General features: G+C 70.1%; 8 protein-coding genes and 1 pseudogene. 4 read left to right on the top strand and 5 right to left on the bottom strand.

Annotated elements, in window-relative coordinates:
- Positions 1-177: 177 nt before the first annotated feature.
- Positions 178-1,698, top strand: a complete 1,521-nt coding sequence (locus BFF76_RS11085; RefSeq protein ID WP_031098487.1) for an MFS transporter — start codon at positions 178-180, stop codon at positions 1,696-1,698.
- Positions 1,699-1,797: 99 nt separating this feature from the next.
- Here the strand turns inward: BFF76_RS11085 and BFF76_RS11080 are convergent, their stop codons facing one another.
- A complete protein-coding gene (locus BFF76_RS11080) occupies positions 1,798-2,310 on the bottom strand; it encodes a MarR family winged helix-turn-helix transcriptional regulator (RefSeq protein WP_031098489.1) in 513 nt (170 codons plus the stop codon).
- 182 nt (positions 2,311-2,492) lie between these two features.
- On the opposite strand from BFF76_RS11080, the gene BFF76_RS11075 reads away from it, so the two are divergent.
- Positions 2,493-3,275: a dioxygenase family protein gene (locus BFF76_RS11075; protein ID WP_031098491.1), complete on the top strand. Its 783-nt coding sequence runs from the start codon at positions 2,493-2,495 to the stop codon at positions 3,273-3,275.
- Here the strand turns inward: BFF76_RS11075 and BFF76_RS11070 are convergent.
- Entirely contained in the window at positions 3,223-3,804 is a 582-nt protein-coding gene (locus BFF76_RS11070) for a GNAT family N-acetyltransferase (protein WP_065848107.1), read from the bottom strand. The two genes, BFF76_RS11075 and BFF76_RS11070, sit on opposite strands and share 53 nt — an antisense overlap.
- A gap of 147 nt (positions 3,805-3,951) precedes the next feature.
- On the opposite strand from BFF76_RS11070, the gene BFF76_RS11065 reads away from it, so the two are divergent.
- Positions 3,952-4,953 (top strand): sigma-70 family RNA polymerase sigma factor, encoded by a 1,002-nt coding sequence (locus tag BFF76_RS11065; RefSeq protein WP_031098495.1) that lies wholly within the window; start codon positions 3,952-3,954, stop codon positions 4,951-4,953.
- A gap of 110 nt (positions 4,954-5,063) precedes the next feature.
- On the opposite strand, the gene BFF76_RS11060 is transcribed toward BFF76_RS11065, so the two are convergent.
- On the bottom strand, positions 5,064-6,077 hold the full coding sequence (locus BFF76_RS11060) for a helix-turn-helix transcriptional regulator (RefSeq protein WP_065848106.1): 1,014 nt from the start codon (positions 6,075-6,077) through the stop codon (positions 5,064-5,066).
- Positions 6,078-6,138: 61 nt separating this feature from the next.
- Here BFF76_RS11060 and BFF76_RS11055 point away from each other — a divergent pair.
- A pseudogene (locus BFF76_RS11055) lies at positions 6,139-7,702 on the top strand (MFS transporter).
- Between the two features lie 138 nt (positions 7,703-7,840).
- Here the strand turns inward: BFF76_RS11055 and BFF76_RS11050 are convergent.
- Positions 7,841-8,587, bottom strand: a complete 747-nt coding sequence (locus tag BFF76_RS11050) for a DUF6227 family protein (RefSeq protein WP_065848105.1) — start codon at positions 8,585-8,587, stop codon at positions 7,841-7,843.
- 131 nt (positions 8,588-8,718) lie between these two features.
- Positions 8,719-9,653, bottom strand: a 935-nt coding sequence (locus BFF76_RS11045) for a P1 family peptidase (protein ID WP_065848104.1), incomplete at its 5' end; no start/stop codon positions are given.

Here is a 9,653-nt window from a genome sequence, read left to right as displayed (position 1 = left end):
ACCCCAGGCCCTCGGCGGCCGCACCAGCCCCATGAAACCGGCCCGGTCCTGACACGCAGGTCCGGCCGCCGGAACCGCTCGCCCCTTTTCCGGCTTCGTACGCGGCCGCGTACACGGGACCGCTCGCGGCCCGTTCGCCGGATCCGTAACTCTTCCTGTCCTTAGGTGGCTACTCCCATGTCGAAAACAGCCGGCACACTTCCGGATCCCAGTCGCTGGAAAGCGCTGGCCTTCATCGCCCTCGCCCAGTTGATGGTCGTGCTCGACGCGACCATCGTGAACATCGCCCTGCCCTCGGCCCAGACCGATCTGGGCATCTCCGACGGCAACAAGCAGTGGGTGATCACCGCGTACGCCCTCGCGTTCGGCGGGCTCCTGCTCTTCGGCGGACGCATCGCCGACCTCTGGGGCCGTAAGCGGACCTTCCTCGTCGGCCTGATCGGCTTCGCCCTGGCCTCCGCGCTCGGTGGCGCTGCCACCGGCGAGGCCATGATGTTCGGCTCGCGCGCCCTGCAGGGTGTCTTCGGAGCCCTGCTCGCGCCGGCCGCGCTCTCGCTGCTCGCGGTGATGTTCACCGACGCCAAGGAGCGTGCCAAGGCCTTCGGTATCTACGGGGCCATCGCCGGTGGCGGTGGCGCGGTCGGCCTGATCCTGGGCGGCTTCCTCACCGAGTACCTGAACTGGCGCTGGACGTTCTTCGTCAACATCCCGTTCGCCGTCGTTGCGGCCGCGGGCGCCTACTTCGTCATCCGGGAACCGGCCGGCGGCCGTAACCGTTCCCCGCTCGACATCCCCGGCGTCGTCCTGTCCACGCTGGGACTGGTGGCCCTGGTCTACGCCTTCACCCGCGCCGAGTCGGCCGGCTGGTCGGACTCGCTGACCATCGGCATGTTCGTCGCCGCCGGTGTGCTGCTGCTGGCCTTCGTGGCCACCGAGTCGCGCGTGAAGTCGCCGCTGCTGCCCCTGCGCGTCCTGATGGAGCGCAACCGCGGCGGGGTCTACCTCTCGCTGGGCCTCGCCATCATCGCGATGTTCGGGCTCTTCCTGTTCCTGACGTACTACCTGCAGGTGGTCAAGGGCTACTCGCCGGTCAGGACCGGCTTCGCGTTCATGCCGATGATCGTGGGCATGATCACCGGTTCTACGCAGATCGGCGCGCGCCTGATGACCCGGGTCCCGCCGCGGCTGCTGATGGGCCCCGGCTTCCTGGTGGCGGCCGTCGGCATGCTGCTGCTGACCCAGCTGGACATCGACACCTCCTACGCGGCCGTCATCCTGCCCGGTCAGCTGCTGCTCGGCCTGGGTATGGGTACGGCGTTCATGCCGGCCATGTCGCTCTCCACGCACGGCATCGAGCCGCGCGACGCGGGTGTGGCCTCCGCGATGGTGAACACCTCTCAGCAGGTCGGCGGTGCCATCGGCACGGCGCTGCTCAACACCATCGCCGCCGGTGCCACCACCGCGTACATCGCCGATCACGCCGCCGGTGGCGGTGACCCGAAGCTGCTCCAGCTGCAGGCCATGGTCAGCGGTTTCGCCGCCGCCATCTGGTGGGCGGTCGGCATCCTGGTCGCCGCATCGGCGATCGCGGTGACCCTGATCAACACCGGACGGCCGGGCAGCGGTGCGGCCGACGGCCCGGGGGACCTGGCGGACGGGTTCGAGGGCGAGCTCAAGATCCCGGTCGTCGCACACTGAGCGGGGCGCCGGGCCGGTCGTCCGGTCCGGCGCCGGACCGGGCGGCGTGAGGCCCGACGGCCTCCGGCGCACGCACGGTCATGTCTGCCCTGGTTCCGCTCAGCGGAGCCAGGGCAGATCCGCGTCCATGTCCTCCGGCTGCAGACCGGTGGCGATGACCTGCATGATCTCGCCGAGGCTCTGCACCTGCTGGGGGCTGAGCCTCGCGAACATCGCCTGGCGTACGGCTTCGACGTGTCCCGGCGCCGACCGCGCCAGCATGTCGTAGCCCTCGTCGGTGAGGACCGCGTTCTGGCCGCGCTTGTCGGAGGGGCAGTCCTCGCGGCGGACCCAGCCGTTCTTCTCCAGCCGGGCGACGGCGTGCGAGAGGCGGGAGCGGGTGATCTTGGCGTCCTTGGCCAAGTCGGTCATGCGCTTCCGCCGCCGGGGGGCCTGGGAGAGGTTGACGAGCAGCCCGTAGTAGACGTGCGGCATCCCGGCGTCGCGCTGCAACTGGCGGTCGAGGTGGTCCTCCATCAGCGTGGTGGCGTGGAGGTAGGCGCGCCACACGCTCTGCTCTTCGTCGGTGAGCCACCGGGGCCCGCCGGGTGATGCCGTGGTCATGTACTCCACTGTACGACCTTTTCTTGAAAGTTTAACTAGATAGAGCTAAGGTCTCCGGTAGTTGGAACTTGAAGATTCAAAGACGTGCTTCCGTGGAGCCCGTCGGTCGAATCCCCGTGCTTGCGCAGATGCCCGTTCCCGGTACCTGTAGTGAACACACATACCTTGATCGGCAGAGGATTGGGAGTGCCATGACAGTCACCGCGGAACGTATGCCCGCCCTCTACCTCTCGCACGGCGCCCCGCCGCTCGCCGACGACCCGGTATGGCCCGGGGAGCTGGCCGCATGGTCGGCCGGGCTTCCGCGCCCCAAGGCGATCCTGATGGTCTCCGCGCACTGGGAAGAGGCGCCGCTCGCCCTCGGCGCCGTCGAGACGGTGCCGCTGGTCTACGACTTCTGGGGTTTCCCCGAGCACTACTACCAGGTGCGGTACGCCGCCCCGGGCGCCCCGCGGCTCGCGGACGACGTCCGCAAGCTGCTGCGCGGCGCCGGGACCCCGGTCCAGGACATCCCCGACCGTGGCCTCGACCACGGGGCGTACGTGCCGCTGGTCGAGATGTTCCCGGCCGCCGACATCCCCGTCCTCCAGATCTCGATGCCGACGCTCGACCCGCAGAAGCTGATGGCCATCGGCCGAAAGCTCGCCCCGCTGCGCGACGAAGGGGTGCTGATCGTCGGGAGCGGCTTCTTCACGCACAACCTGGCGGCGCTGAGGCACGCCGGCGCCGGCACCCCCGGCTGGTCGGCGGAGTTCGACGACTGGGGGAACCGGGCGCTCCAGGCCCAGGACATCGACTCCCTGCTGGACTTCGAGCACGCCTCACCGGCGGGCAGGCTGGCCCACCCCCGCACCGAGCACTTCGCGCCGCTGTTCGTCACCCTCGGTGCGGCCGAGGCCGAGCTCGGTCAGGGCCGCAGTGTCATCGACGGCTTCTGGATGGGGCTGGCGAAGCGGTCGGTGCAGTTCGGCTGATGAGCGGCTTCTCGTACCAGGACACGTCCCAGTACCGGCCGAACTTCCGGCCCACCTCCGTGTACGTGCCGACGTGGCGGAAGCCGAAGGCGTCATGCAGTCGGACCGACGGCTCGTTGGGCTGCGCGATCGCGGCGTAGGCGCGGTGGACGTCCTCGTCGGCCAGGGCCTCGAACAGAGCCTTGTAGAGGATCGTGCCGATCCCGCGGCCCGTGGTGCCGGGGTCGACGTACACGCTCACCTCGACCGACGTGCTGTACGCCGCCTTCGGGCGGTACGGGCTGCTGGTCGCATACCCGAGGACATACGGCGCGTCGTGCCGGGTACCCGGGTCCAGAGCAACCAGGAGCCTGTGAGGGCCGTCTTCCGGGTGGGAGCGCAACCAGGGCAGACGTTCCTCCGGAGTGAAGGCGGTCATGTCGAATGTGAGCGCGGTCTCACGGACGTAATGGTTGTAGATGTCCGTGAGGGCCCGCAGGTCGGCTTCAACGCCCGGTCTGACCTGCACTTCTGTGGGTATCTGCAACAGATGTCCTCCTTCGGGGGGCGACAGGGTACTGCATGATCTCGAAAGCGAATGGGCGCCGTGGGAATTCTGTCCGGATTCCAGTCGTTGTTTCCATCGGATGCAGGGCACCCGGGAGGGTGTCGCGACCTACTCAGCAAGGGAGCACGCATGGCAACCCGTGCCGTCGCCCGTCGTTCGTCCGCCAGCACCGGCGGGACCAACCGGGCAAGCAGTGTTCGCGCCGTGGGCGGGGAGATCGCCGATCGCGACCTGGTCGGCATGTACCTCGACGAGATCGCCCGCACACCGCTGCTCGACGCCGCCAAGGAGGTCGAGCTCTCACAGACGATCGAGGCGGGCGTCTTCGCCCAGCAGATCCTCGACGGAGTGGTGGAGAGCGAAGCCGGCGGAGCGAAGCGTGAGGAGCTGGAGGCGCTGGTCGCCGAGAGCGAGCGCGCCAAGGACATATTCATCCGCTCCAACCTCCGGCTCGTCGTTGCCGTGGCCAGGCGCTACCCGAGGGCGGGCCTGCCCCTGCTCGACCTGATCCAGGAGGGGAACGCGGGCCTGGTGCGCGCGGTCGAGAAGTTCGACTACGCCAAGGGCTTCAAGTTCTCCACGTACGCCACGTGGTGGATCCGGCAGGCCATCACCCGCTCCATCGCGGACCAGTCCCGCACGATCCGGCTCCCCGTCCACCTCGTGGAGGAGCTCGGCAGGATCCGGCGCGTGCAGCGCGAATTCAACCGCGAGCACGGGCGCGACCCGGAGCACGCGGAGATCGCCGCCGAGCTCGACTCCAGCACCGAGCGCGTCGGCAACGTCCTGGACTGGGCCCGCGACCCGGTCAGCCTCAACATGTCGGTGGACGACGACGGCGACACCCAGTTCGGGGATCTGCTGGAGGACACCTCCGCCGTGTCACCCGAGCAGTCCGTGATGACCCTGCTGCGCAGTGAGGAGCTCGAGGACCTGATCGGCAAGCTCGACAACCGCACCGCCTCGATCATCAAGATGCGTTACGGGATCGAGGACGGCCGCGAGCGGACCCTCACCGAGGTGGGCAAGCAGCACGGTCTGACGCGGGAGCGTATCCGCCAGATCGAGAAGCACGCATTGCTCGAATTGAAGCGAATGGCTCACGACACGGGCTTTGACGCTGCGGCATGAGCCGATAACCCGTAATCTCACCATCAAGCCGGTTCGCACCGGCCCGACGACCGGTCTCCTTCCGGTCCCATGAGCTGAGTCCCGGCGCCCACCCCCCCCGGCGCCGGGGCTCATTCATGTCCGGCCGGTGTTCCCTGTGCCCGCCCCGTCTTCCGCAGGGGCGACGCGGCGCGGGAAAGGCGCGCGCCCAGGACACCGAGGTGCTCCACCAGCTCCGGCGGGCCGTGCGCCTCGAACGCGCAGTCCACCAGGGCGAGCCGCAGGGCCACCCACTCCAGCGAGCTCATGGAGCTCGCACGCAGCCGGCATCGGTGTTCCCCGCTCGGCTCCAGCGCGCCGAGCTCCGCGGGCAGCCGGGCGCCCACGAAGTCGGCCGGCGCCTCGAACGTCACATCGATGTGCAGCTCCGGCTGTGTGCGGGACCTCGACCGGGCGAGGAGCTCCGCTCCGTCCTCGCTCTCCGCGGGCAGTTCACGCGGGGTGAAGCGGGCCCCGGTGGCGAAGGGCTCACTCACCCGGTCCACCCGGAAGGTGCGCCAGTCCTCGCGCTCCAGGTCGTACGCCACGAGATACCAGCGGCTGCCCGTGCTCACGAGCCGGTACGGCTCGGCCTGCCGCTTCGAGGCGGCGCCGTCCCTCGCCCGGTAGCCGAAGCGCAGCCGCTCGCGCGCGGTGACCGCCGAGGCGATCAACGTGAGCGTCCGCGGGTCGATGGTCGCGCCGTCGCCGCGGGTGAGAGGCACCGTGGCGTTCTGCAGGGAGGAGACCCGGTGCCGCAGCCGGGACGGCAGGACCTGCTCCAGCTTCGCCAGTGCACGTACGGACGCCTCGTCCACGCCCTCGATGGCATGCCCGGCGCCGGCCCGCAGCCCCACCGCGATGGCCACCGCCTCCTCGTCGTCCAGCAGGAGAGGCGGCATGGCGGAGCCCGCGACCAGGCGGTAGCCGCCGATCGAACCGCGCGACGCCTCGACCGGATAGCCGAGGTCGCGGAGCCGGTCGACATCGCGGCGGATGGTGCGAGGGCTGACGTCCAGACGGCCGGCCAGCTCGCTGCCCGGCCACTCCCTCGGTGTCTGGAGGAGCGACAGCAGTTTCAGCAGTCGTGCCGGGGTGTCGGTCATGGGTACAGGATGCCCGTCAATCAGGTCACTGTCTGACCTGATTGACGTCTAGCTTCTTCCCATGACTTCTTCCGAATCCCCGCCGGTCACGGCAGCCGCCCGCACGGCTTCAGCAGGGCCGGCAACGTCGCAGGACCCGGCGGACCGGCGCCGCTGGTTCGCGCTCGCGATCGTGATGACCGCGGCCTTCATGGACCTGGTCGACGTCACGATCGTCAACATCGCCATCCCGAGCATCACGCGGGACACCGGCGCCTCGTTCACGTCGATCCAGTGGATCACCGCCGGATACGCACTGGCCTTCGCGGCCGGTCTGATCACGGGCGGCCGGCTCGGTGACATCCACGGCCGAAAGCGGCTCTTCCTCATAGGCATCGGGGGCTTCACGGTCGCCTCCGCCCTCTGCGGCTTCGCCGTGAACCCGGAGATGCTGGTCGCCTCGCGCATCCTCCAGGGCGGTATGGCCGCGCTGATGGTGCCGCAGGTGCTGTCGATCGTGCACGCCACCTTCCCGGCGCACGAGCGCGGCAAGGTCTTCGGCCTGTTCGGCGCGATCGTGGGACTCGGAGCGGTGTCCGGGCCACTGCTGGGCGCCCTGCTCACCGAGTGAGTGGCGGCCCATCTTCCTGATCAACCTGCCGGTCGGCATCGCCGGGCTGCTGCTCGGATGGAAGTTCATCAGCGAGTCCAGGGCACCCAGGGCACTGCGCCTGGACCTGACCGGTGTTGCCCTGGTGACCCTCGGCCTTCTCATGCTGCTCTACCCGCTGATCAGGGGGCGTGAGCTGGGCTGGCCGCTGTGGGGGCACGTGTCGATGGCCGCGAGCGTCCTGGTCTTCGCCGCACTCGTCGTCTTCGAGCGCCATAAGACGAGTCGGGACGGCTCGCCGCTCATCGAGCTGTCGCTGTTCCGGGTGAAGAGCTTCGCGGCGGGCACCGCCGTGCAGCTGACCTTCGGTATCGTCATGGGGATCTTCTTCCTGGTCTGGACGCTCTACATGCAGATCGGACTGGGCTGGAGCGCTCTGCGGGCCGGCCTGACCGGCATCCCGTTCTCGGTCGCCGTCTCGTGCGCCGCGGGCATCTCCGTACAGAAACTCGTGCCCCGCTTCGGCCGTAAGGTGCTGCAGGCCGGTGCGCTGCTGATGATCACCGGGCTGCTGCTCTACATCTGGGAGGCCGGGCAGTACGGACTGGACATCAGTCCCTGGCAGATGGCGCTGCCGCTGATGGTCATGGGCGCGGGCATGGGGCTGATCGTGGCTCCGCTGACGGATGCGGTGCTCTCCGGGGTGCCCAAGGAGCACTCCGGATCGGCGTCCGGGCTGATCAACACCGTGCAGCAGATGGGTACGGCCCTGGGGCTCGGCCTCGTCTCGGTCGTCTTCTTCGGCTCGATCAGCGACCTGCTGCCGCCTGAAGCGACGGGTCCGGCGTTCGTGGACGCCTTCCAGAACTCGCTGTGGTGGGTGGCGGGGGTGCTCGTGGTCATCTTCCTGGTGATGTTCGCCCTGCCCGCCAGGCCCCAGGTGCATCTGGAGGCCGGTGGGGGCGACACTGACCCCGGGCGGGCTCAGGGGGACGCGATCCTCAAGGAGCCCGAGCTGACGGGCCGGACCGGCTGATCCGCTGACGCACGGGCCGGACCGGCCGAGGGCACGGGCGCTGCGGCCCGTGCCCGGGGCCTTTCCGCACCGGGGCGCCACGGCTCCGGAACCCAGGGCCGGGCGGACCCTGTGAGCCGCGTACGGCGTCCGGGCGGGTCAGCAGATCCTGGTGCGGTCCTCCATGGCCAGGCGCGCGGTCTGCTCGTCGTCGTAGACCTCGCACATGTGGCGGCCGTCGGGCGTGGCCGTGTGCTCGACCTCCCACAGGCTGGTCTCGCTGCCGTCCAGGAGGAGGAAGGCGTGCTCGTAGAGCGTGAAACCGGCGTCACGTCCGTCGACGCGGTACTGGCGGCCGAAGACCTGGGTGATGTGGTGGGCGAAGGCCGTTCGGAGAAGACCGGCCGTACGGGCGCCCGGACGGTCGCCGTTCTCCGCGCGGCGCAGCACGCGGCGGGCGTGGTCCGCCGAATTGTCCCGGGCGTACGTACGGGGCAGGGGGGCCGGGGGGACGCTCATGAGCAGGGTGAGCGCCTCCAGGTCCTCCCGCAGGCTGTCGTCACCGAGCGCGGGGGTGTCCCGGAAGCTGCCGGCGAGGCGCGCGGCCGCGATCTGCGCGTCGCCCTCGTCGTCGTACAGCTCGTGGCGGAGAGGGGCCGGGAGCTCCCTGCCGCCGCCGTGCACCAGCTCCCACAGGGTGAGTGCGGTGCCGTCGGAGAGCAGATAGGTATGCCGGTAGGTCTCGCGGTGCAGGACGGAACTGTGGTGCGACGAGTGCAGCGAACTGCTGTGCGCCAGTGCCGTCCCGAGCCTGTCGACCGTGACGTCGGACAGTTCGAAGGAGTTGAGGGCGCATCGCAGGAGTCGCTCGAGGTGCTGCTCGGTTGTCTCGTACGGATCGCTCAAGGTGCTGTCTCCAGGCCGTCGCCGCGTGTTACCTGATGCGTGCATAACGTAGTCCCTGGGTCTGACATCGTGACCGGGGTTCGCAAAAAACGTACCGCGCACGCAGAAAGTTCCCGGCCTGTTCGAAACGGTCACGCACGAGGTTCCCGGCCCCTTCGGGGCGCGCCGTAGAGCTCGCCGTACGAAGGGAACGTACCTCCGGGGCCGTCGACTCCCCGGGCGGCCCTGGCGGCCTTCACGATGGCGCGGGTCAGGGCGTCCGCCCCCGCCGCCAGGATCTCGTTGAGCGCGGCGGTGGCCTCCGGGGGCAATGGCCGCCGGCCTGTGGAAAGTGCGAAGACGGTGTCCCCGTCGGTGAGCAGGTGTACCGGGCGGACGGCGCGCGCCAGCCCGTCGTGCGCCGTGCCCGCGAGCTTCTGCGCCTGGGGGCGGGTGAGGGCGGCATCGGTGGCGACGACGGCGATCGTGGTGTTGAAGACGCCACCTTCCTGCGGGCCGCCTCCCTGTTCCTCGCCCCCGGCCTCCCGCGCGCCCCGGAGCTCGGCCAGCCGCCGGCGTGCGGCTTCGTGCACGGCGGGCGCGGGGTGCGCGGGTGGCTCTCCCATGCCGTACTCGCCGTACAGCACCCCGGTCCGGGGATCGAGGACGGAACCCGCCGCGTTGACGACGGCCAGCGCGGCGACGGTGGTCCCGGAGGCCAGGCGCACGCTCGCCGTGCCGACCCCGCCCTTGATCTGCCCGGCCACCGCTCCCGTTCCTGCCCCCACCGTGCCCTCGGGGACCTGGGCGCCCGGCTCGGATGCGGCGGCGTCCTCCACGGCGGCGCGGCCGGTCGACGCGTCGGGGCGGGCCCGCCACGAGCCGCCCCGGCCCAGATCGAAGAGGCAGGCCGCCGGAACCACCGGCACCACCTGGGAGGGGTCCGGGCCGACCCGGACGCCGCGCCCCTGCTCCTCGAGCCAGGCCATCACACCCGCCGCGGCGTCGAGCCCGTACGCACTGCCGCCGGTCAGGACGACCGCGTCGATCCGCTGCACCAGATTGCGCGGATCGACGCGGTCGTCCT

This window comes from Streptomyces mutomycini, from assembly GCF_001700505.1.
Lineage (GTDB): Bacteria > Actinomycetota > Actinomycetes > Streptomycetales > Streptomycetaceae > Streptomyces > Streptomyces mutomycini.
The sequence above is the reverse complement of the archived record's forward strand: the minus strand, read 5'-3'. Positions and strand labels throughout refer to the sequence as shown.